Source organism: Desulfospira joergensenii DSM 10085, from assembly GCF_000420085.1.
In the GTDB taxonomy this organism is placed as follows: domain Bacteria; phylum Desulfobacterota; class Desulfobacteria; order Desulfobacterales; family Desulfobacteraceae; genus Desulfospira; species Desulfospira joergensenii.
In genome coordinates, this window is sequence record NZ_ATUG01000002.1 from 2,336,916 (window position 1) to 2,357,343 (window position 20,428).

A 20,428-nucleotide genomic window follows, 5' to 3' on the forward strand; every position below is an offset into this window, starting at 1 on the left:
TGAGAACATTGAAAAAATATACTTATAGTGCAAAAAGATCAGACAACAAAGAAAACTGGTGTGTTGTTGATGCGGCAGACAAGGTTCTTGGAAGACTTGCGTCACAGATTGCCTACAGAATCCGCGGCAAGCATAATCCCCTTTATACTCCCCATGTAGATACAGGCGACTGGGTGGTAGTGATTAATGCTGACAAAATTCGTCTGACCGGCAACAAGCTGGATCAGAAACAATACTATCGCCACTCCGGTTACATCGGAAGTCTTAAATCGGACACTGCCAAAGAACTGCTTGAGAAGAAACCCGAAGAGGTGATTCGCAAGGCCGTCAGGGGCATGCTGCCGAAAAACAGACTGGGCAGAAAATTGGGCAAGAAATTATTTATTTACGCTGGTGATCAGCACCCCCATGCTGCTCAAAAGCCGGAAGTAATTGAAATTTAAGAATCAAAGGACAGAACACGATCAATGGAAACTGGAAACATATTTTACGCCACAGGCAAGCGTAAAGATTCTGTGGCCAAAGTTTGGCTGAGACCCGGCACGGGCAATATCATTGTCAATGACAGGGACATGGGTGAATATTTTGATATCAGTGTGAACCAGGAACTGCTGGCTTCTCCCCTTGTTTTAACCGAAAAACAGGATATCTTTGATATTAAAATTACCGTCATGGGTGGCGGTCAATCCGGTCAGGCCGGCGCTGTCAGACAGGGGCTTTCCAAAGCTCTGGTTCTTGCGGATCCCGAATTGAGAGGGGTGCTCAAAAACGCAGGGTTTCTAACCCGGGATTCCAGGAAAAAAGAACGTAAAAAATACGGGAAAAAAGGCGCAAGGGCCAGTTTTCAGTTTTCCAAAAGATAGTTCTTATTTGTTCGGTTCAAAAGGGGGGAGGCAAATTTATTTGTTCCCCCTTTTGTCGTTTGGCGTTTATGCCTTAAGATTCGCAGGGAGGTGGTATGAAAACCTTTTTGTTCTACGATGTCGAAACTTCGGGTTTAAACCCTGCATTTGATCAGATCCTAACCTTTGCATCCATCCGGACCGATCCGGATCTAAAGGAAATTGAACGCACCTCCCTGACCATTAAATTGAGAGAAGATGTTATCCCCTCTCCCCAGGCTTTCATCACCCATTGTCTGACCGGCGACGACCTGGAAAAGGGGATGAATGAATACCCGGCCGCCCGCAGGATCCATACCCTTTTCAATACCCCCGATACTGTCAGCGTCGGGTATAATTCCCTGGGGTTTGATGATGAGTTCCTAAGATTCCTGTTTTACCGGAACCTGCTCGATCCCTATTCCCATCAGTATGCAAACGGATGTTCCAGAATGGATATGCTGCCAGTGGCGGCCCTGTTCCGGGTTTTTTGTGAATCTGCACTTTCCTGGCCCCGGCTGGAGAACGGAGAGTCCAGCCTCAAGCTGGAGCTTTTGACCCGGGAAAACGCTTTTGTGACATCTGGTCAGGCCCACGAGGCCATGGCCGATGTAGAGGCCCTGATTGAACTGAGTAAAAGGCTTTCCCGGGAAAAAAAAGTCTGGAGGTATGCCCTGAATTTTTTTGACAGGGAAAAGGACCCGGCGAGAATCGCCAAGATACAACCGGAGTTCCAGGTAAAGGGTCATGGGTTCAAGCTTGGTATCATCGTTTCCCCTGCTTTTGGGCCCCGGGCCAATTATCTGGCACCGGTGGTCCATATCGGAGCTTCCTTTGCCTATAAAAATCAGGATCTGTGGGTCCGCCTGGATATGGAACAGGAGGTTGATCAAGAAACCGGAAAATATGACTGGTTTGTCATCCGAAAGCGTCCGGCGGATCAGGTTATCGTTCTCCCGCGCCTGGACAGGTTCTGGGACCGTCTGACCCGGGACTCACAGCAGACAGCCCTGGACAGGTTAGAGAGCTTCAGGTCAAGGCCGGATCTGTTTTTTGATTCGATAGACTATTTTAAAGCCTTTCGGTATCCGTTTATCCCGGATATTGATCCCGATGCCGACCTTTATCAGTCCGGTTTTTTTTCCTTTGCCGAGAAAAAGGAAATCGCACGATTTACCGATACCGAAGACCGTAAAAAACCCGATCTGCTTTTTAGAATTAAAAGTCCCCGGGTAAGGAAACTGGCCGGCCGCATCCTGTCCAGAAATTTCAGTGAATTTGCCCGTGAAAATCCTGAATTTGACAGCCATTTGAATCAGTTGAAATTAGGGACTGGAAACGCCATAAAGGGGTATAGAGACGATTCGAAAATTACCCGGGCCCAAGTCCTGGAGCAAATCGGAAAAATCGATGAAAACAGGCTTGATCCGGATCAGAAGCGGGCTTTTGCCTGGGTAAGGAAGTATATTGAAGATTTATGAATTAGGGGATTCGAACCGGCTTAACTGGTGAATCTGGGCTGCGTGGATAAAGTCGCTTAAAGCATCCTCGTCCTTTTTGGCCAGTTTGATGGTTTTGAGTCCGGCCAGCACAGTGGTATCCGTGTGTTTGAGATTCATGCGGACGACTTTAAATTTCAGGGCAAAGGTAGCCACGGGCTGTTCTTTTTTGGCGTCCACCAGGCTGATTCCCGCAACCAGTTTTTCATTCAGGGCCAATCCGATAAGGGGATTCTTTTTTTGTTTTACTTTTTTGGGGATGACAAGGCTGGCGCCGGAAAGGGAGATGTCCCTGACCCTGAAGTGTATGGGAGTATGGTATTCAAGCTGCCCGCATATCAGCTTGGCCCGGATGGTGTACCTGGAACTTAGGGAAAGCCGATAGGCCGACCTTATATTGGTTTCCTTTACAGGGAGTTCATACTGAACCACAATGGCTCTGTCCGTTGAATCTCCTGCCAGACGATAGGTGTCGATAAATTGAACGGGCCTGCATGAGATCCCCACCCTCACCCGTCTTTTTTCAGTCCGTATGATGGTGGTCAAGTGAAGTTGATCAAACTGGGTGGTTTCGGTGAAAGGAATCCGGGGCTGGGCAATGGTAATCGTCTTTCGGGAAAAGTCAACGTCATGGATAATGCTTGCCCGGGGAAGGGGCATCAATGAGTCGATGTTCATCACAAGATCCACACCGATGGACGGCAAGAATATGGTTTCAATATTAAAATCCATGGGCGAAAATCAGTTCAGGCAGCATTAACCAAAAGTTAAGTACTGCCTGAACATGAAAATTTAGATAGAAAAAGATTTTCAGCTGTTATTTTACAGCATCTTTCAACGCTTTTCCAGGGACGAATTTGGGGACGTTTCTGGCAGGAATATTGATTTCTTTTCCGGTCTGGGGGTTTCTGCCTTTTCTCGCTTTTCTTTCAGCGGTTTTAAATGTGCCGAATCCTACCAGAGTAACAGAATCGTTGCCGGCAAGGGCATCAGTGATTGCAGTAATAACGCAGTCTACTGCAGCCTGAGCTTCTTTTTTGCTGTTGAGCACCTCAGAAACCTTGTTGATCAAATCGCCTTTGTTCATCTTAATCACTCCTTTTTGTTTGAGTTTCTAGAAATTCCAGAATTTAAGTATGCCTTACAAACGTAATTCCGATTTACAAACGTTTGGCCAGCATTAATTATTTCAATCAGCTTTCAGCGTACGTTACGTCGTTGGGACGGGCCTGTCAAGGATTTATTGACATTTTTTAAAAATTTCATTGCACAGATCGGGTTAAAATCATAAAATCAATGAAAATAGGAGGGAAAAATGGATGCAGCTCTTGTGAATCCTTTCATTGAAGGAACTTTACACATTCTTGATACAACCGCCTTTGTTAAGGTCAAACCTGAATCTCCTTTTCTAAAATCAGGCAGTAAAGCCCAGGGAGATATTTCCGGGGTGCTTGAGATCAGCGGAGACCTCAAAGGTTCAGCCGTTATAAGCTTTTCAGAGAAAAGTATCCTGGGGATTGTATCGGCCATGTTCGGCGAGGATATGACTGAGATAAACGATGAGATCCTGGATGCGGTGGGAGAAATTTCCAATATGGTGGCGGGCCACGTGACCACCAAGATTGCCGAGATGGATAAAAAGGTTAAAGTCAAGCTGGACAGGGTGTGTACCGGGGCTGACCAGGACATCGACCATATCGAGGGGGGAGGGGATGTCATTGTTATTCCTTTTAAAACGACCAAGGGGAAACTAGTAATAGAAGTCTGCTACGGAGTCTGATCCTCTGATCCTGTAATTTCATCCGGATAGGGTGTGAAAATACCACCGGATCAATTCATCCCCGAAAAAGAGATAGAGGAGGGCGCCCCCGGAAAGAAAAGGCCCAAAGGGGATTTTCTGCCTGATATTGATGATTTTATTACTGACTAGGACAAGAATTCCTATCCCGCTTCCCAGCAAGGACCCTGCGAAAATGGTAAATAAAGCACCTTTGATGCCGGTCAAAGCCCCGATCATGGCCATGAGTTTGATATCTCCTCCGCCCATACCCTGTTCTTTTTTTACCAGAAAATATATGGCTGCAACGGCATAAAGAATTCCTCCGCCGGTAATAATTCCCAATACTATAGATTTGAGTTCAAGTTCCAGGACCCAAAAACCCAGGATCCCGAAAATAAGGGTGCCGGGCAAGGATATGATATCCGGGATAATCTGATGGTCCAGATCAATACAGGAGACCACGGTAAGGGTACAGGCAAAGACAAACCAGACCAGGGCCTGGCCGCTGAAACCGAACTTATAGGCCACGGCTGCGGCCAGGCATCCGGTGAATATCTCCACGAGGGGATATCGGAAGGGGATCCGGGTCCTGCATGACCGGCATCTCCCGCCCAGGATCAGAAAGCTGATTATGGGGATATTGCAATAAAAGGGGATGTTTTCCCTGCAGACCGGGCAGAAGGAACCCGGGAATACAATGGATTTTTTTTCGGGAATTCTATAGATGCAGACGTTTAAAAAGCTGCCCACGCAGGTTCCGAAGAAGAATGCAAGAATCAGAAAAATCAATATGGGGTCCATATGCCGGGAGGTTCCTTGGGTTGATTTAAAATATCCTTACCTTTATGGTATCTTAAAATTATTTTAGCAAGGATATTGTAAAAAGCAAATTCTGTTTTATTGTAGAATCAATCAAAAAGCCTTTGGGTTGACCATCGGAGGAAGCAAGAGAAACCGCTGAATTGTACGGATAGGTCGTGTATGGTTCAGCGCTTTAATATTAAGGAGTTTAAATGGCTGAAGCAGATATTGATGATCTCATAGAAATAATTGAAAAAGAGGGCAATATTGAGGATATCCCCAAAGATCTCCCGATGATGCCGGTCAGGGATGTGGTTGTTTTCACAGATATGTTGCTGCCATTGTTTGTCGGACGTGAAAAATCGATCAAGGCGATCGAAGAGTGTATTGAATTTGACCGGTATATTTTTCTGGCCGCACAAAAGGATTCCGAGGTTGAAAATCCCAAGGTCAATGACGTGTATGATGTCGGCACCATCGGCCGGGTTCAGAAGATGATCAAGCTGCCCGACGGCAGGATAAAGGCCCTTGTTCAGGGAATTGCCAAGGCCAGGGTAAACCAATTTACCAAGAAGCGTAAGTTCTTCAAGGTCAATGTGGAGATTCTCATTGATGCCGAGCCTGAAGAGCTTGACATTAAAATCGAAGCTTTGATGCGGAATGTCAAGGAAAACAGTGAGAAGCTTCTGGCCCTCAAGGGTGAACTGGCAGGGGACGTGGGGGATCTTCTCTCCCATATCGAGTCTCCGGGCAAGCTGGCCGACCTTGTGGCTTCCAACTTGAATCTCAAGGTGGAAGATGCCCAGGATCTTCTGGAGATCACCGATACCCTGGAACGCCTCAATAAAGTCAATGACCTGCTGGCAAGGGAACTGGACCTGTCTACGGTACAGGCCAAGATCCAGACCAATGTCAAGGATGAAATCTCCAGAAACCAGAGGGATTACTATCTCAGGGAACAGGTTAAGGCCATTCACCGGGAATTGGGGGAGAGTGACGATAAACTGGCCGAAATAGAAGATTTCAGGAGAAAAATCAAAAAATGCAGGATGCCGGAAAAATGCAAGATTGAGACGTTTAAGCAGCTCAAACGTTTGGATCAGATGCATTCCGATTCTTCCGAGGCCTCCGTGGTCCGGACCTACCTGGACTGCATTGTTGAACTGCCCTGGAGCCGCTCAACAAACGACAGCCTGGATATCAAGAAAGCCTGCAAGGTCCTGGACCAGAATCATTTTGGTCTTGAAAAGGCAAAGGAAAGGATTCTTGAATATTTGAGCGTAAGAAAGCTCAATCCCAAGAAAAGGGGACAGATCATCTGTTTTGTGGGGCCTCCGGGTGTGGGAAAAACCTCCCTTGGGCAGGCCATTGCAAAGGCCATGAAACGAAAATTCCACCGGGTTTCCCTGGGGGGGATCCGGGATGAAGCGGAAATCCGGGGGCATAGGCGAACCTATATCGGCTCCATGCCCGGACGGATACTCCAGGGCCTGCGTCAGTGCGGGACCAACAACCCGGTGTTCATGCTGGACGAGATCGACAAACTGGGCAACGACTTCAGGGGGGATCCGTCTTCGGCCCTGCTGGAAGCCCTGGATCCGGAACAGAATTTTGAATTTTCCGATCACTATCTGAACATGCCCTTTGACCTTTCCAATGTCATGTTCATTCTCACGGCCAATATTGCCGACACCATCCCCTCCGCACTGCTGGACAGGATGGAAGTCATCCATATTCCGGGGTATACCCACCAGGAAAAAATCGAGATTGCCAAAACCCATCTTTTCCCCAGGAAACTCAAGGAAAACGGACTGATCAGAAGATCCATCCATATCAGTCCCAATGCCATGGCCTCCATTGTTTCAGAATATACCCTGGAAGCAGGGGTCAGGGGACTGGAGCGGAGGCTGGATGCCATCTGCCGGAAAATCGCCCGGAAGATTGCCGAGGGCAAAAAGGGACGGTTCCCGGTCACCAAGCAGAATCTTGTCCGCTACCTGGGTCCGCCCAGATTCATGCCGGAACTGGATCAGGAGGAGAGCCAGGTGGGGCTGGCAACCGGCCTGGCCTGGACTGAAGTGGGGGGCGAGCATCTTTATATTGAAATTTCCCTTTTCCAGGGCAAGGGCGAGCTCATGGTGACCGGGCAGATCGGGGAGGTCATGCAGGAGAGTGCAAGGGCTGCCCTGACCTATACCAAGGCCAACCAGGAAAGGCTGGGGATTGATAAAAAGGCCTTTGATGAAACCGATATCCACATCCATGTGCCGGCCGGGGCCATTCCCAAGGACGGCCCATCTGCCGGTATTGCCATGGCCACTGCCCTGGTCTCCGCCTTTACCAACCGGAAGGTGAACAATAAGGTGGCCATGACCGGGGAAATTTCACTCAGGGGAAGGGTCCTGCCCATCGGCGGTCTCAAGGAAAAGGCTTTGGGAGCCCTGAGGGCCGGGATCAAGCACGTGATAATTCCTGAAAAAAACAAAAAGGATCTGTACGACATCCCCAGAACCGTCAAGAGCAAGCTTAAGTTTACCTGTGTCCGGGATGTGGATGAGGCGCTGGAGATTGCGCTGGAAAAATAAGATGGCCATTGGAAAAGATGTGAAAGAGTGAAAATTTTAAGTCTGAGTACGGCAGAGCAGGGGGCCAGCCTGGCAGTTCTGGACCGGGGAAGCCTGGTCTGTGAAGAGTACTGGACAAACGGGCTGACCCACTCCAAAAGACTCATGGTCATGGTGGAGAACCTCCTTGAGAACAGGGCCGGGATCACTCTCTCCCAGGTGGATGGTTTCCTTGCCGCAAAAGGGCCGGGAAGCTTCACCGGCCTTCGCATCGGCATCAGTATGATCCAGGGATTTGCCTATGCCCTGTCCAAGCCCTGTGCCGGGGTATCAAGCCTGGACGGGATTGCATGGCGGTTCTGCTATTCAGATCTTCCCGTATGCGTCATGATGGATGCCCGGCGTGGGGAGGTCTATACCTCGGTATTCCGGTTTGCCCGGGGAGATCTTGTGGGAAAAAGCCGGGAAAGAGTCTGCTCCCCGGAGCAGGCCTTTTTTGAGGTGGCCGGACAGGGGGCGGTATTATTTGCCGGATCCGGCTCAAAAGCCTATCAGGATCTGATCCTCAAGACCTTTGATCATCTGGCCGTGTTTGCTCCGGAAGCCATGGACCATATCAGTGCGGCCGCCTTGACCCGGCCTCTATTGGCCGATGCCGGATTCTTTGCCCGGCCGGAAAATTCACTGGTCCCCTCCTACCTTCGAAAGTCTGATGCGGAAATCAATTTTACCCGAAATACAAGTATATTGACATAAGGCCTTGTTTTGGTTATTATAATTCGGATATAGTCGGGGAAGAATAATTATGGATCCATCAAAATGGCCGGCAAGGGCGGTTTTGCCCGTTGCCGTGCCGGGTTTGAAATATATTTTTGCAACCATCCTCTTTACGGGGATGCTTTTTTATTTTGGGTGGACAGCACCGGCCTGGGCTTTCCTGGGAATCACCTGTTTTGTGTGCTGGTTTTTCAGGGATCCGGACCGGAAGGGGCCGGATGGAGAAAAGGATTTTCTGGCCCCGGCAGACGGCCGGGTAATTGTTGTGGACCGGATGGAAGAAAGCGAATACCTGGATGTTCCCTGCCAGAAGGTCAGCATATTCATGAACGTGTTTAACGTCCATGTCAACCGGATTCCCTTTGACGGTGTGGTTCAGGGGGTAAAGTACAATCCGGGTAAATTCATCAATGCCTCCTTTGACAAGGCATCCATCCATAATGAAAGAAATGCTTTGATCATAACCACGGAAAAAGACAAAACCTTTGCCGTGGTACAGATTGCCGGTCTGATCGCCCGGAGAATTGTCAATTGCGTCAAAGAAGGGGAGCGGATCACAAGGGGAGAGCGGTACGGTATGATCCAGTTTGGATCCCGGCTCGATCTTTATCTGCCCACGGATTTTGAGGTTAGGGTCAAACCCGGGGACAAAACCCAGGCCGGGGTCACTCTGATCGGGTACATGAACTAGGAGAAGAAAAAGAGAGAATTGCCATGCAGAAACAGAGTTTGAAAAAGGGGATCTATATCCTCCCCAATCTGTTTACGACCATGAACCTTTTCTGCGGCTACTTCTCCATTCTTGCATCGGTACAGGCCAGGTTCGAGAATGCCGCAGTTGCCATCCTCATCGGCACCCTGTTTGACCTGCTGGACGGTAAAATTGCCCGGGCCACCCATACCACCAGTAAATTCGGAATCGAATATGACTCCCTTGCCGACCTGGTGACCTTTGGACTGGCTCCTGCTCTATTGATGGTCCTGTGGGCGCTTGAACCCATGGGCAGGCCGGGATGGCTGGCCGGGTTCCTGTTTATGGCCTGCGGGGCTCTGCGCCTGGCCCGGTTTAACACCTTTGCCTCTTCCAGTCCTGATTTTGAAGGATTGCCCATTCCGGCCGCAGCCGCCATGAACGTCTCCTTCGTACTTTTATTTTCAAGGCTTTCCATCAGTCCCGAACCTTTCCGGGAGGTCATCCTGGTTATGATGTTTGGCCTGTCCTTTTGCATGGTCAGTTCTTTTTGCTATAAAAGTCTGAAAAAGGTATCTTTGTTCAAACGGTTAACCTTTAACAAACTGGTCGGAATGATCCTGGTGTTTGTGGCAATTGCCACCGAGCCCTGGATTTTATTGTTCGGGATTTTTCTGGTCTATGTGCTTTCAGGGCCTTTTATTTCTCTGGTTCTGCATTCATCAAAAAACGGAAAAGAAACCCAGGTGGATAAGGGAGCCTAAGCTTCATTTTTTCACTTTCCATGAAAGATTTGAATATTACCATTACAAAACGGAGTAAACATTAGTTTTGGAGCAAATACCCATTACAAAACAAGGCTTTACCGCTTTAAAAAAAGAGCTGGAAAAGCTGAAAACCATTGACCGCCCTGAAACGATCAAGGCCATTGAAACGGCCCGTGCCCATGGCGATCTTTCTGAAAACGCAGAGTACCACGCTGCCAAGGAACGCCAGTCTTTTATCGAGGGAAGAATCGGGGAAATCGGCTATAAGCTGGGAAATGCCAAGGTGATCGACCCGGAGACCGTATCCAAGGATGTGGTCAGGTTTGCCAGCAAGGTCCTGGTGGAAAATCTGGATTCTGAACAAGAAGTTGAATACATGATTGTCGGGGCGGACGAGGCAGATATCAATCAGGGGAAAATTTCAGTATCATCTCCCCTGGGCAGGGCACTTATCGGAAAACAACCCGGTGACGAAGCCGTTCTTCAGGCTCCCGGGGGAAAAAGAGTATATGAAATCATTGACATCCTTTAGGATGATTTTGGAGGAATGAATTTTGGCACGAGTTACCATTGAAGACTGTTTGAAAAATGTTGACAATCGATTTACCCTGGTTCATCTGGCGGCCAAGCGAGTCCGTCAGGTCAGGGAGGGGGCCGATCTTCTGGTCAAATCATCAAAAAACGAAGACGTTGTCACGGTGCTGCGGGAGATTGCAGCCAACCGGATTGTCAGAAAAAAAACAGAAGAGGGTCAAGACGAATAGCTAAGGATTGAAAACAGGGCTGAAAAAAAGAGTCCGGCATCTGCTGGGCCGTGCCGTCCACGACTGGTCCATGATATCGGAAAAAGACAGGATTCTCGTCGGAATTTCAGGCGGCGTGGACAGCCAGACCCTGCTGACCCTGCTGGGATCCCTGCAAAAAAGATCTCCTGTAAAATTCGATCTACTGCCGGTTTTTCTGGATCCTGGGTTTGAACCGTCCCCGGCCCCAAGGCTTGAACAGTACGTGAAAGAGCATTTCGGGGCCATGGTGACGGAATATACAGACTACGGAACCTTGGCCCATTCAGAGGAGAACAGGGAAAATCCCTGTTTTTTATGTTCAAGGCTCAGAAGAAAGCGCCTGTTTGAGATTGCCCGGGATTCGGGCTGTAAAAAGATTGCCCTGGGCCATAATAAAGATGACATCATAGAGACCTTGTTCATCAATATGTTTTATGCCGGAAAAATCGGTACCATGAAACCCAGGCAATCTTTTTTCAAGGGACGGCTTGATATCATCAGGCCTCTGTCATATGTTGACAAGGAAGATATTGTTACGTTTTCAAGGATGTTTCAGATTCCGAAATTTGGAAATCCCTGCCCCAGTTCAAAGAATACCAAAAGAGGGGAGGTCAGGAACATGCTGGAAACCATGTATAAACAAAATAAGCATATCAAAGGTAATATTTTTCGGTCCATGGGCAATGTGGCCCATGATTACCTTTTAGGGAATGAATAATGATAGATATTCAGAACCAGCCTGATTTTAGAAAAATTCCCATAGACAAGGTCGGCATCAAGGGCCTGAAATACCCTGTAAAGGTCCTGGACAAGACCCGGGGGATCCAGTCTACGGTTGCTGAAATCTCCATGTATGTAGACCTGCCCCATCAGTGCAAGGGTACCCATATGAGCCGGTTTGTGGAGATCCTTCACACGTTCCGGTCCAAGGTGTCCCTGGAATCCTTGAACATCATTCTCAAGGATATGAAAAAGATTTTGGGGGCGGAATCTTCCCATATTGAGATTACCTTTCCTTATTTTATCGAGAAGACTGCTCCCAGCACCGAAGCAAGGGGTCTGATGGACTATACCTGCTCGATTTTCGGCTCTTCCCATGTTTCGGGAAACACGGATATTGTCCTGAAAGTGGCGGTTCCCGTCACTTCGGTCTGTCCCTGTTCCAAGGAGATCAGTGACTGCGGCGCCCATAACCAGAGGGGGGAAGTCCTGGTAAATACCCGTTTCAAACGGCTGATCTGGATTGAGGATATCGTGAATATCGTTGAGCGGTCGGCATCCTGTGATATCTTTTCCGTTCTGAAGCGGGAAGATGAGAAGTTCGTTACGGAAAAGGCCTATAATCATCCCAAATTTGTTGAGGATATTGTCCGGGATGTGGCCAAGGCCATGATGGATGATACCAATATCACTTGGTTTTCAGTAAGCGCGGAAAATTTTGAATCCATCCATAATCACAGTGCCTACGCCTATATCGATTTTACCCGGGACGAGAAGGAAGGATACAACAGGGCGGATGTGCAAAAGCAGGAAATTTCCAAAAATTAGTCCAAAATCAGTCCCCTGATTCATCAACTGACCGGACCTTTTGAATCATTTTCCGGAGAATGGGTTTCCAGCCCCTGTTTTTTCCATTGATCATGATGACATAAGGATAGAGTTTTTCATTCTTCCCCTTGATATAACCGGCCCGGCACCTCACCTTTGTCAGGGTTCCTGTTTTATAGTACTCGTCCTGATTTTCAGACATCAGTTTGTGAAAGGGCGTAAACGCATCCAGGATCCGGACCATTTGGGCCGGCGTCAGTCTGTTTTTTCTGGAGAGACCGGAACCCTCTGCAAGACCTATCTTCTTAAGCCCCAACTCTTTTATAGCAAAATCTTCCAGTGCTTTTACCCCTTTTTCAAGGCTGGCAGGTTCTCCGTATCTTTGGGCTCCCATGGTCAGGATCAATTGATTGGCAATGAAGTTATTGGAAAATTTCAACAATTTTTCAATGATCTGGTCCATGGTGAACAAGGATTGATAGGTAAATGCCTGCCCCTTTCCTGGAGAAAAACAGCCCTGCCTGACACGGCCCCGGACCTCTATTCCCTGTTGTTCAAGAAAGAATTTAATCAAAAGGCCCGGGTAGATCCTCCTGTGGCCCGGGTCCAGCAGGATCCTTCCCTGCTTGAGTCCGCTCGATTGAATCTCTTTGATAAAAATATCCAGGAGCGGGGTCTGGGGTTCCGCGCTTAGAAAAACAGATTTTACAGGGTCCCATTGAAAGGCCAGGGTATTGAAATTGGCGCATAAAGCCCCGGTGGTTGCATCATAGGGGTTGAGGCTGGCTCCGGTTCCCGGGATGAGGATTTCTTTTTTAAAGAAGGAGAGATCCAGAATGATATCATTGACCTGCCTGAATTCTTTGATTCTGGTTTTTTCCACCAGGCGTGCCGTGAAATCCCGGATTGCCTCGGATACAAATAGAGGATCCCCCAATCCTCGAATATAAAGGTTTTGGGAGGATGTGTCATAGGCGGCCGGCATGGCGAACCGAAACCCGGATCCAAAATGGTGAATGGCGGCCAGGCTGGTCATAATCTTCAGGGTCGAGGCAGGAATAAAAGGGGTGTTCCGATTCCGGGAAACAAGGATCTTGCCTTGATCGCCGGTTAAAAGGATACCGGTGGGAGGGTTTGCGGTTCCTGAATTGGCAACGAGTGGAAAAATCAGGGCAAAAATTAGAATAAAAAATAGAGTTTGTCTTTTCATGGCAACGGTTTGAATTCTTTTTGTAATATGAAATGGGGCCGGGTATACTTATGCATGAATCTGTTTCATTTGAATAATAATAAAAAATCCTGAACTGCCTGTTTCATACGGTGTTTCGACTCCAGGGCCTTCCACCGGTCCGGGAAGGCAAGGGGAGAGAAACGGATGGCGGCTCTGAACTCGATCTCCTGATCCTTGGCCTTTATCGTTTCGAGGAGTATAGGAACCATCACCACCCCTTCATAACTGACAATGGTGTCATAATTAAGGGCTTTGACTGACTTTAATCCTTTTTCCCTTAAAACAGATTTGAGGACCTGTTCCCGGGCTCTTTTTTCCATCATCGGTTTTATCTCACCGGGACGGGCAGACAGGCTGCCTGAAATTGTGCATAGAGAAAAATTTTCCGCCCTGAACTCATCTTCGGCAGGAACCATGGTCAATCTTTCATCTTTTACCTGATGCTTATGGGATTGGATATCATATCTGAGATAATAGGAAGAAATTCCCTCGGATGCATGAACAGGCCCTTGAACAAAGGATGTCCACAGCAGAACAAGGGTAAATAGAGAAAAAAAATCAAATTTTAAGGAAAAAGGCATGGATCTTGTATTTATCTCTTAACATGGTGAAGCGGATCAAATATATTCCGCCCGGTTGCAAAGCCTGCAAAGTCCTGGCCGGGGATATGGATTAAATGTTTTTGATTCGGTATGCCTAAAACGCTAAAGTTAACCCAATATGTTGACGATTCCACTCTTAGCATGAACAATTGCCGGGAGTCAACGAAGGCCGGTGTCCGATGTCATGTCTGGTAAAACAGGGCCTGTTTAATATGGGTTAGGAAACCGCTCGGTGTCATTTGTGTCAAGAACAGAGGAAAATAGCAGTTTGTATGTTACGGTTAATCGGGTGAAATTTTAGGAAGGAAAACATGAAAAAATTAATTTTTTTGTCGGCAAGTCTTTTGATATTCTTTTTTTCCGGATGCACCACCACAGGATTCCAATCCACTGCCAGCGCCCCGGGGGATGTCCTTGGAACCACGGGCTCCAGTGTGGACAACCAGAAGGTGGTGACCTTCTATGTGATCGGGAAGGGACTTGAGCCGGAAAATGCCCTGACAAAAGGAGAGGCCGTGATCATGGCTGAGCGGGCAGCCGTTGCCGACGGGTATAGGCAGCTGGTTGAAAAGGTCAGGGGCGTTTATGTGGATGCCTTTATGAAGGCGGGCCGGGGAACCGTGAATCACGATATGATTCAGATCCATACCCAGTCCTGGCTCAGGGGAGCTGAGATCATGGAGGTGAGCCAGGGAGAGTACGGCATTACCAGTGCCCGTTTGAGACTGCGCATCAATTTTGCCAAACAGGGTATGGTATGGTGGCCCGTGGGAATGGGCAACAATGTCGAGCCCAGAACTTCTTCCGCTTCAGCGATTACCGGCGGAAATTCTTAAAACAAACGCATTGGTTTAGTTACAATAACCTGACGGAGTTAAAATGTTTTTGGAGGATATCATGGGACGGTTAAGTTCTGGGGTGAGAATCTGTTTTTTAAGTGTGTTTCTGGTGTTTGTTTTTTTAATACCTTCCCAATCATCTGCCGGGTATTATGAAAAAAAATTATTGGATACCGAAGCCTACGATACCATTGAGCTCAAACTGCTCATCGATCAAACCCAGGCAAGGGCCAATGTACTGACAGATCAGATCAAGTCCATTAAAAAGGAAATTGACTGGCTCATTCTTAAGATCAACCGGATCAATGATGCCGGAAGAAAACCCTCCCCTTCCCTTAAAAACTCCGTAACCGCCAAAGAAGAAAGAATCCAAATCCTGAAAAAGGAAAAGAACCGGCTGACTGCTCTCAATACCTTTTATACGAAAGAGTATGATTCAAGGCAGAACATGGAGCTCGGCAAGATCCTGGAAAAAAAGATAGGCCTTTCCCCAGAAAAAAACCAAAAAATCGAAACCAAACCCATTGTGGCTAAAGTTGAAAGGGCGGTAAAGGAAGTCACAGCCCCGGGACCCTCAGTCAAAAGGACCGGCATAGAGGCCTCCATCAAAAAAAACGGTCTGGAAAACTGGGTGGAGGTAAGCGGAGATGACACCTGCCTCAGGATAAACACCACCCTTCCCATTCTTTTTTCTTCAGGGAGCGCACAGGTGGCCAAAGAATACAGAGCCTTTCTCAAAAAACTGGCCCTGTTCTTAAAACCCTATGATGTAAAAGTCATGGTAAACGGCTATGCCGACACCGACCCCATCCGAACCAAGAAATATCCCTCCAACCTCGAGCTTGGTGCCTCAAGGGCGGCAAACATTGTACACGAGCTGGTCAAACAGGGGCTGAAACCCTCTATTTTCCAGATCGGAACCACAGGAGAATACCGGTTCGCCGCCAAACAACCCTCCAAACAAAAATCCTTCCACCGAAGAGCCCAGGTTACGGTGATTTTCACCGGGTGATTGCCTGGATTTTTTCTTTTGCAAATAAAAAGGGGGACTGCCGCAAAAGCAGCCCCTTTTTTGTTTATTTAATCTGAAATTCATATCCGGTTAATCAAATTCCTATACATCATTTTCTTGCTAAAATTTACCGGCTAAGGTGCAATAAAGCTTGACCTTACAGGCTCTTTCCCATATAAGTTCAGATCATGAACAACCCCAGGGACAATGAAATTCGTTTTAAATTGTTAAACCTTTTAAAAGATGAACCCAAACTGACCCAAAGAGAGATGAAGCAGAAAATGGGAGTCAGTCTGGGAAAGGTCAATTATTGTATATCCTTGCTCACCCAAAAAGGAATGATCCGGATAGAAAGATTTAAAAATTCTTCCAACAAGGCCGCCTACTTGTACCGCATCACCCCTGCAGGACTGAAAGAGCTGACCGACCTCACCTGGAGTTATTTGAAATTAAGAATTAAAGAGTACGATCAGATTAAACAGGAGATCCAATACCTTTCCGAACAAATTGAACAGATGGACAGAAAGGCCTGCGATGATTCCGGATTATTGGATGGGTTAAAAAGAATAATCTGATTTTTACAGTTTGAGCAAACCCCTTTTTTAAGTTTAGTCAAAAGGGTGGGGTGGAATGCCAAGGGGCGATGCATTGACAATGTAACCGACAGGGCGGAGCTATGTTCAAAAGGAGACTCTTGCAAAATGAACATATTCTCCAGGATTATAAAATTGGATCCAAAAAATTAAATTTTTGGCATAGGCGACATAGTCGCCACCCGAATTTAAGCCCTTGCGGCTGATATCTGGTGATAGAATCCCTCGGTTTCACCCATGTGGGGCCATTTGGTGTTGATATCGTCTTTACGCATGATCCCGTCATTGATTTTTCTCAAGGCCATGAACTCTCGATTGGGAGTGCCAGCATATCCTTTGTCGGCATAGGTGATTTTGATTTTATCTTTTGTATGCAACATAGAAATGATCGCCAAAGGAAGATATTTAGAATCGGAGAGCTTTGCACAGCCCACAAGGCAGACCCCAATATATCACGTAATGAATTTTTCAATAAAAATATAATTTTATATATCTGAAAATATTGAATAAAATTACAAAGCATGATAAATTTTCTTTGAAATTCAACCATTATTCAGGATGGTCCTTATGAGTTTTAAGAAAAAAAGGAAGCAAATGACATTTACCGATTTGGAATCTACTGAAACCAATTCTTTTACCAACATTTGACTCAAACGGGTAACGGAAATTGATAATTCCATCGACTGGCGTCCGATCGGAGAATTATTTGATTCTACTACGTATGAACCTGGAAAAAATAAACTTGGGCAGCCAGCATCTCCCCCTTTGATGTTGTTTAAATGTCTTTTGCTTCAAAAATGGTTCAGAATTGATTCAGATCCTGAACTGGAAAGCCAAATTAATGACAGAAGGGCTTTCCGTACTTTTTTAGACCTTCTTTCAAATGTAGCTTCCCCTGATCACTCAACCTTGTCTCGTTTCAGAGGCCAGCTAAGCAAGGGATGTTTGAAGCAATAACCCAAAAGATATTGAACAATTTTTTTCAGAAGGCATTAAAATCAATGAGGGGATTGCAATAGATGCGCGTATCGTCCGGTCTGCCAGCAAGCCGTTGAGTAACAAAAAATTGGACAAATTAAAAACAGGGCGCTCGACCCATGAAGGGCAGCTTGATAAGACAGGCAAGCCCCGGAAATTCTCAAGAGTTCTTGAATCCAACTGGGCGGTAAAAAATGACAAATTTTATTATGGGTTAAAAGAGCATACTTCCATAGATACAGATCATGGCTTTATTCTGACAACGGTCTTGAGTCCTTCATCTATTCACGATACCAATTGTTTTCAATACTGCACATTATACAGCCGCTATACGAAACAGGCTTTGAAAATGGTGTGTGCTGATAAAGGATATCACGGCCAGGAGAACCGAGAGTTTTTAAGTTTGAATCGTTTTGGTGACGGCATAATGAGAAAGGATACAACCACAGCCAAATTAATCGAACTTGAAAAGACCGTAATAAAAGAATATCCAAAGTTCGCTATATTGTGGAGCGGTATTTTGGTATCAGCCACCTCTATGATCGCGGTAAAAGAGTCCGATTTACAAGCATAGCCAAAAACAATATCGATATTTTGATCAGGCAGGTTACTTATAATATTCGGAAGAGTATTAAGGCCCTCAAAAAAATGCAACAGGAAGAGGCTTTTCAGGGATAAATGAGGATGATAGAATTATTTCTCCAAGTCTGATTTTTAAAATCCATGGAACAATGAAGAACTAGGGGCTGTTTCTAAAAAAACATCAAAAAAATATAGACATTTGAGAATACTAATGATTCCGTCTGTTTATGAACAGACATGCTATTTCAGACGAAAAATGGAAACATATAGAGCCTATCTTATCATCCCCTAAGATAGAAACACGAGGACGCAAGCCGAAGGATAACAGGTTAATGTTCAATGGAATTTTATGGATTCTAAAAACCGGTGCCCCTTGGCGAGATTTGCCAAAAGAGTTTGGACCATGGCAAACTGTTTATAAAAGGTTTGCCAGGTGGACGACTCTATCAGCTTGGAAAGATTTATTTAAGCAGGTCACAAAAGATATAGACACAGAATCAACGATGATAGATGGGTCTTATGTGAAACTGCATCAACACGGTTGCGGAGTTCAGGGAGGTCAATATTTTCAAGCAATAGGTAGAAGCAAAGGAGGTTTGACGACAAAGATCCATGCAGTGGTCGATGCCCTTGGAAATCCTTTCCGAATTAAGTTAACCGGTGGAAATGTGCATGATATGGTTCCTTCGTATGAATTGATTGCTGGCATAGAAAGCGATTATTTTTTTGCAGATAGAGCTTATGATACAGATAAACTCATTGAACTTGTTGAGGCAGTAGGTAGCAAGGTCGTCATTCCTTCGAAAGCAAACAGGAAACACCCGAGGGAGATTGACAAGCATACGTATAGAGAAAGACACCTGGTAGAATGCTTTTTTGCAAAGATAAAATCCAATCGGCGAATATCGACTCGGTATGAAAAACTATCAAGCAGATATGAAGCGATGGTTCTGATTGCTTCTTGCTTGGTCTGGTTGCAATGATTTATTTAGAAACAGCGCCTAGTAAAAAAATGAAACTTAGAAATCAAATTTCATCGAATAACGATCTTTTTTTTACAGTTTTAATGAAAATGGGGCTGATTCAAAGCTCTTATCGGTATAGATAATGGTGGGGGGAGGAAGTAAGCAGGACCGCCCATCCATCGGACGGGTTGACGAAAACACTATAGTCGTGCAAAGGTCTTAGGGTGATTCGGGACACTATTCCTAATAGTGAAATTTAAATAAATCTGTTTGGACAATCGCGATGGAAAATAAAAATGAATTTGTTTGCCCGTATGCCGGTGTTCAGTTCGACACCTCAATTGGGGATGATGAAATTAGTCTGCATGATATTTGGTCCATCTTGAGGAAAAAGGGCTTCGTGGTTTTAATGCTTGTTGTTTTGGCTGCAGGTATGATTTTTGCTAACGTTTTTTCCGGTCGAAAATATTTTGATGCAGTGGTAAAAATTTCCCCGCTCTCTGAGTATGATATAGAAACGCTAAACGCAGGAAACAATGCGTTAAAAGAAATTAGTCCATTTAACTCAATTTTTTATCCTATGTTAGAAAAAAACTTACGTGATAGAAATCTTCAAGCAAAGTTTTGGGAAAAAAGTGGAACTGTAGTAAGAATGGTAAGGGAGAATAATTTGAATACTATTTTAACCAAATCGTGGTTCCTGGGAAATCTTTCAATCAAAGGATCTAACATGAGAGAAAGCAATCCGAATCTTGAGGTTGAGCTTTCTGGAAAGAAGGCCCCAAAGGTAATTCACAATATATTAAATGATTTTATTTCATATGTTGTCGAGTATTCCTGTAATGATGTAATAGAACAAATAAAAGAAAGGTTGGAGATAGCTAAGTTTGCGGTTCACGAGCAGATGGGCGTTTTGCGGAAAATTTCCAAAACGATGGCACAACAAAAGCTTGTGATGCTAAGTGAACTTAAGAAAAATGTTGAAAAATCAGAACTGCTCAAGGCAAAAAAACAATTAGAATATTTGCAAGCACAAAAAATAATTGAAGAGAATGCTGAAATACTAAGAATGAAAAATAGACTGGATGATTTGATAAACCAAAAAGATTTGGCCGTTCAACTTGGTATCCTGAAGATGTCCGATGATATGCAGGGTAAACCAACATATGCAAAAGGAGTCAAAGCGCTTCAGGCGGAGATTGGTTTGGAGAAAAGAAAGCTTGCTGAGGGTGTTGTCTCATCAGAAAGGCTTGGGGAAATTCAATCTTCCATAGAGGTGGTACAAAATCGGATTACAAATCATATTGTTACTTCAGAGCAACTCGAGAAACTTCAGTTTGAAATTGATAATTTACAAGCTCAAATAAAGAGAGATTATAAAAGTAAAGAAGAGTATGATTTACAAGAACAACTCTATTTAATGAATACACTTGATTTTGAACGGCTTAAAACTTTAATGATGCAGATGGTTCAGGACTCTTTCAATGATACCACTTCAACCACTCCTTAAAAATAGCTAACTTGAAAATAATT

25 protein-coding genes are annotated in these 20,428 nt (G+C 45.7%); 19 read left to right on the forward strand and 6 right to left on the reverse strand.

Annotation, left to right across the window (positions count from 1 at the left end):
* Positions 1-8: 8 nt before the first annotated feature.
* The 3 genes from rplM (at position 9) to F608_RS0123750 (ending at position 2,362) form a co-directional block, all read left to right on the forward strand.
* Entirely contained in the window at positions 9-443 is a 435-nt protein-coding gene (gene rplM / locus F608_RS0123740) for a 50S ribosomal protein L13 (protein WP_027363065.1), read from the forward strand.
* A gap of 24 nt (positions 444-467) precedes the next feature.
* Complete coding sequence (gene rpsI, locus F608_RS0123745; protein ID WP_022668225.1) at positions 468-863, forward strand: 30S ribosomal protein S9; 396 nt, start codon at positions 468-470, stop codon at positions 861-863.
* A 95-nt stretch (positions 864-958) separates the two neighbouring features.
* A complete protein-coding gene (locus F608_RS0123750; protein ID WP_022668226.1) occupies positions 959-2,362 on the forward strand; it encodes an exodeoxyribonuclease I in 1,404 nt (467 codons plus the stop codon).
* On the opposite strand, the gene F608_RS0123755 is transcribed toward F608_RS0123750, so the two are convergent.
* Entirely contained in the window at positions 2,357-3,112 is a 756-nt protein-coding gene (locus F608_RS0123755) for a hypothetical protein (protein WP_022668227.1), read from the reverse strand. The two genes, F608_RS0123750 and F608_RS0123755, sit on opposite strands and share 6 nt — an antisense overlap.
* An 85-nt stretch (positions 3,113-3,197) precedes the next feature.
* The gene (locus tag F608_RS0123760; protein ID WP_022668228.1) at positions 3,198-3,467 is read right to left on the reverse strand and encodes an HU family DNA-binding protein; all 270 of its coding nucleotides are present in this window, start codon (positions 3,465-3,467) and stop codon (positions 3,198-3,200) included.
* A gap of 228 nt (positions 3,468-3,695) precedes the next feature.
* Here F608_RS0123760 and F608_RS0123765 point away from each other — a divergent pair, with 228 nt between their 5' ends.
* Positions 3,696-4,160 carry a chemotaxis protein CheX gene (locus tag F608_RS0123765; protein WP_022668229.1) on the forward strand — a complete coding sequence of 155 codons (465 nt, stop codon included), beginning with the start codon at positions 3,696-3,698 and terminating at the stop codon, positions 4,158-4,160.
* Positions 4,161-4,178: 18 nt separating this feature from the next.
* Here F608_RS0123765 and F608_RS0123770 read toward each other — a convergent pair whose 3' ends face one another.
* Positions 4,179-4,961 (reverse strand): prepilin peptidase, encoded by a 783-nt coding sequence (locus tag F608_RS0123770; RefSeq protein ID WP_022668230.1) that lies wholly within the window; start codon positions 4,959-4,961, stop codon positions 4,179-4,181.
* A gap of 212 nt (positions 4,962-5,173) precedes the next feature.
* Here F608_RS0123770 and lon point away from each other — a divergent pair, with 212 nt between their 5' ends.
* From lon to folE2, 8 genes are all read left to right on the forward strand, one after another.
* Positions 5,174-7,546 carry an endopeptidase La gene (gene lon, locus F608_RS0123775; RefSeq protein ID WP_022668231.1) on the forward strand — a complete coding sequence of 791 codons (2,373 nt, stop codon included), beginning with the start codon at positions 5,174-5,176 and terminating at the stop codon, positions 7,544-7,546.
* 27 nt (positions 7,547-7,573) lie between these two features.
* A complete protein-coding gene (gene tsaB / locus F608_RS0123780; RefSeq protein WP_022668232.1) occupies positions 7,574-8,281 on the forward strand; it encodes a tRNA (adenosine(37)-N6)-threonylcarbamoyltransferase complex dimerization subunit type 1 TsaB in 708 nt (235 codons plus the stop codon).
* Between the two features lie 49 nt (positions 8,282-8,330).
* Positions 8,331-8,993, forward strand: a complete 663-nt coding sequence (locus F608_RS0123785; RefSeq protein WP_022668233.1) for a phosphatidylserine decarboxylase family protein — start codon at positions 8,331-8,333, stop codon at positions 8,991-8,993.
* Between the two features lie 23 nt (positions 8,994-9,016).
* A complete protein-coding gene (gene pssA, locus F608_RS33150; RefSeq protein WP_022668234.1) occupies positions 9,017-9,757 on the forward strand; it encodes a CDP-diacylglycerol--serine O-phosphatidyltransferase in 741 nt (246 codons plus the stop codon).
* 67 nt (positions 9,758-9,824) lie between these two features.
* On the forward strand, positions 9,825-10,292 hold the full coding sequence (gene greA, locus F608_RS0123795) for a transcription elongation factor GreA (protein ID WP_022668235.1): 468 nt from the start codon (positions 9,825-9,827) through the stop codon (positions 10,290-10,292).
* Positions 10,293-10,314: 22 nt separating this feature from the next.
* Positions 10,315-10,524 carry a DNA-directed RNA polymerase subunit omega gene (gene rpoZ, locus F608_RS0123800; protein WP_022668236.1) on the forward strand — a complete coding sequence of 70 codons (210 nt, stop codon included), beginning with the start codon at positions 10,315-10,317 and terminating at the stop codon, positions 10,522-10,524.
* Positions 10,525-10,531: 7 nt separating this feature from the next.
* On the forward strand, positions 10,532-11,263 hold the full coding sequence (locus F608_RS0123805; protein WP_022668237.1) for a PP-loop family protein: 732 nt from the start codon (positions 10,532-10,534) through the stop codon (positions 11,261-11,263).
* Positions 11,263-12,093 carry a GTP cyclohydrolase FolE2 gene (gene folE2 / locus F608_RS33155; RefSeq protein WP_022668238.1) on the forward strand — a complete coding sequence of 277 codons (831 nt, stop codon included), beginning with the start codon at positions 11,263-11,265 and terminating at the stop codon, positions 12,091-12,093. The genes F608_RS0123805 and folE2 overlap by 1 nt, the downstream gene beginning before the upstream one ends.
* Positions 12,094-12,100: 7 nt before the next feature.
* On the opposite strand, the gene F608_RS33160 is transcribed toward folE2, so the two are convergent.
* Both F608_RS33160 and F608_RS0123820 read right to left on the reverse strand, forming a co-directional pair.
* Positions 12,101-13,303 carry a D-alanyl-D-alanine carboxypeptidase/D-alanyl-D-alanine-endopeptidase gene (locus tag F608_RS33160; RefSeq protein ID WP_022668239.1) on the reverse strand — a complete coding sequence of 401 codons (1,203 nt, stop codon included), beginning with the start codon at positions 13,301-13,303 and terminating at the stop codon, positions 12,101-12,103.
* 65 nt (positions 13,304-13,368) lie between these two features.
* Positions 13,369-13,740 carry a hypothetical protein gene (locus tag F608_RS0123820; protein WP_153307572.1) on the reverse strand — a complete coding sequence of 124 codons (372 nt, stop codon included), beginning with the start codon at positions 13,738-13,740 and terminating at the stop codon, positions 13,369-13,371.
* Positions 13,741-14,237: 497 nt separating this feature from the next.
* Between F608_RS0123820 and F608_RS33165 the strand changes: the two genes are divergently transcribed.
* The 3 genes from F608_RS33165 to F608_RS33170 all read left to right on the forward strand — a co-directional run bounded on the left by F608_RS33165 (position 14,238) and on the right by F608_RS33170 (position 16,352).
* Complete coding sequence (locus tag F608_RS33165; protein ID WP_022668242.1) at positions 14,238-14,762, forward strand: LPP20 family lipoprotein; 525 nt, start codon at positions 14,238-14,240, stop codon at positions 14,760-14,762.
* 61 nt (positions 14,763-14,823) lie between these two features.
* Positions 14,824-15,777 carry an OmpA/MotB family protein gene (locus F608_RS0123835; protein ID WP_084681272.1) on the forward strand — a complete coding sequence of 318 codons (954 nt, stop codon included), beginning with the start codon at positions 14,824-14,826 and terminating at the stop codon, positions 15,775-15,777.
* 188 nt (positions 15,778-15,965) lie between these two features.
* Entirely contained in the window at positions 15,966-16,352 is a 387-nt protein-coding gene (locus F608_RS33170; RefSeq protein ID WP_022668244.1) for a MarR family EPS-associated transcriptional regulator, read from the forward strand.
* A gap of 206 nt (positions 16,353-16,558) precedes the next feature.
* On the opposite strand, the gene F608_RS0123850 is transcribed toward F608_RS33170, so the two are convergent.
* Entirely contained in the window at positions 16,559-16,750 is a 192-nt protein-coding gene (locus F608_RS0123850; RefSeq protein ID WP_022668245.1) for a hypothetical protein, read from the reverse strand.
* Positions 16,751-17,036: 286 nt separating this feature from the next.
* Here F608_RS0123850 and F608_RS37420 point away from each other — a divergent pair, with 286 nt between their 5' ends.
* From F608_RS37420 to F608_RS0123870, 4 genes are all read left to right on the forward strand, one after another.
* Positions 17,037-17,327: a transposase gene (locus tag F608_RS37420; RefSeq protein ID WP_482156183.1), complete on the forward strand. Its 291-nt coding sequence runs from the start codon at positions 17,037-17,039 to the stop codon at positions 17,325-17,327.
* Between the two features lie 58 nt (positions 17,328-17,385).
* On the forward strand, positions 17,386-17,922 hold the full coding sequence (locus F608_RS0123860) for a transposase (RefSeq protein WP_279615104.1): 537 nt from the start codon (positions 17,386-17,388) through the stop codon (positions 17,920-17,922).
* A 235-nt stretch (positions 17,923-18,157) separates the two neighbouring features.
* Positions 18,158-18,913: an IS5 family transposase gene (locus F608_RS0123865; RefSeq protein ID WP_022664423.1), complete on the forward strand. Its 756-nt coding sequence runs from the start codon at positions 18,158-18,160 to the stop codon at positions 18,911-18,913.
* A 265-nt stretch (positions 18,914-19,178) separates the two neighbouring features.
* Positions 19,179-20,405 carry a hypothetical protein gene (locus F608_RS0123870; protein WP_022668247.1) on the forward strand — a complete coding sequence of 409 codons (1,227 nt, stop codon included), beginning with the start codon at positions 19,179-19,181 and terminating at the stop codon, positions 20,403-20,405.
* Positions 20,406-20,428: the final 23 nt, after the last annotated feature.

Bases quoted from the DNA above. Each gene is read 5' to 3' on its own strand.
- rpsI (WP_022668225.1), top strand. From the start codon at position 468: ATGGAAACTGGAAACATATTTTACGCCACAGGCAAGCGTAAAGATTCT.
- F608_RS0123750 (WP_022668226.1), top strand. From the start codon at position 959: ATGAAAACCTTTTTGTTCTACGATGTCGAAACTTCGGGTTTAAACCCT.
- F608_RS0123755 (WP_022668227.1), bottom strand. From the start codon at position 3,112: ATGGATTTTAATATTGAAACCATATTCTTGCCGTCCATCGGTGTGGAT.
- F608_RS0123760 (WP_022668228.1), bottom strand. From the start codon at position 3,467: ATGAACAAAGGCGATTTGATCAACAAGGTTTCTGAGGTGCTCAACAGC.
- F608_RS0123765 (WP_022668229.1), top strand. From the start codon at position 3,696: ATGGATGCAGCTCTTGTGAATCCTTTCATTGAAGGAACTTTACACATT.
- F608_RS0123770 (WP_022668230.1), bottom strand. From the start codon at position 4,961: ATGGACCCCATATTGATTTTTCTGATTCTTGCATTCTTCTTCGGAACC.
- lon (WP_022668231.1), top strand. From the start codon at position 5,174: ATGGCTGAAGCAGATATTGATGATCTCATAGAAATAATTGAAAAAGAG.
- F608_RS0123785 (WP_022668233.1), top strand. From the start codon at position 8,331: ATGGATCCATCAAAATGGCCGGCAAGGGCGGTTTTGCCCGTTGCCGTG.
- pssA (WP_022668234.1), top strand. From the start codon at position 9,017: ATGCAGAAACAGAGTTTGAAAAAGGGGATCTATATCCTCCCCAATCTG.
- folE2 (WP_022668238.1), top strand. From the start codon at position 11,263: ATGATAGATATTCAGAACCAGCCTGATTTTAGAAAAATTCCCATAGAC.
- F608_RS33160 (WP_022668239.1), bottom strand. From the start codon at position 13,303: ATGAAAAGACAAACTCTATTTTTTATTCTAATTTTTGCCCTGATTTTT.
- F608_RS0123820 (WP_153307572.1), bottom strand. From the start codon at position 13,740: ATGGTTCCTGCCGAAGATGAGTTCAGGGCGGAAAATTTTTCTCTATGC.
- F608_RS33165 (WP_022668242.1), top strand. From the start codon at position 14,238: ATGAAAAAATTAATTTTTTTGTCGGCAAGTCTTTTGATATTCTTTTTT.
- F608_RS0123835 (WP_084681272.1), top strand. From the start codon at position 14,824: ATGGGACGGTTAAGTTCTGGGGTGAGAATCTGTTTTTTAAGTGTGTTT.
- F608_RS33170 (WP_022668244.1), top strand. From the start codon at position 15,966: ATGAACAACCCCAGGGACAATGAAATTCGTTTTAAATTGTTAAACCTT.
- F608_RS0123850 (WP_022668245.1), bottom strand. From the start codon at position 16,750: ATGTTGCATACAAAAGATAAAATCAAAATCACCTATGCCGACAAAGGA.
- F608_RS0123865 (WP_022664423.1), top strand. From the start codon at position 18,158: ATGAACAGACATGCTATTTCAGACGAAAAATGGAAACATATAGAGCCT.
- F608_RS0123870 (WP_022668247.1), top strand. From the start codon at position 19,179: ATGGAAAATAAAAATGAATTTGTTTGCCCGTATGCCGGTGTTCAGTTC.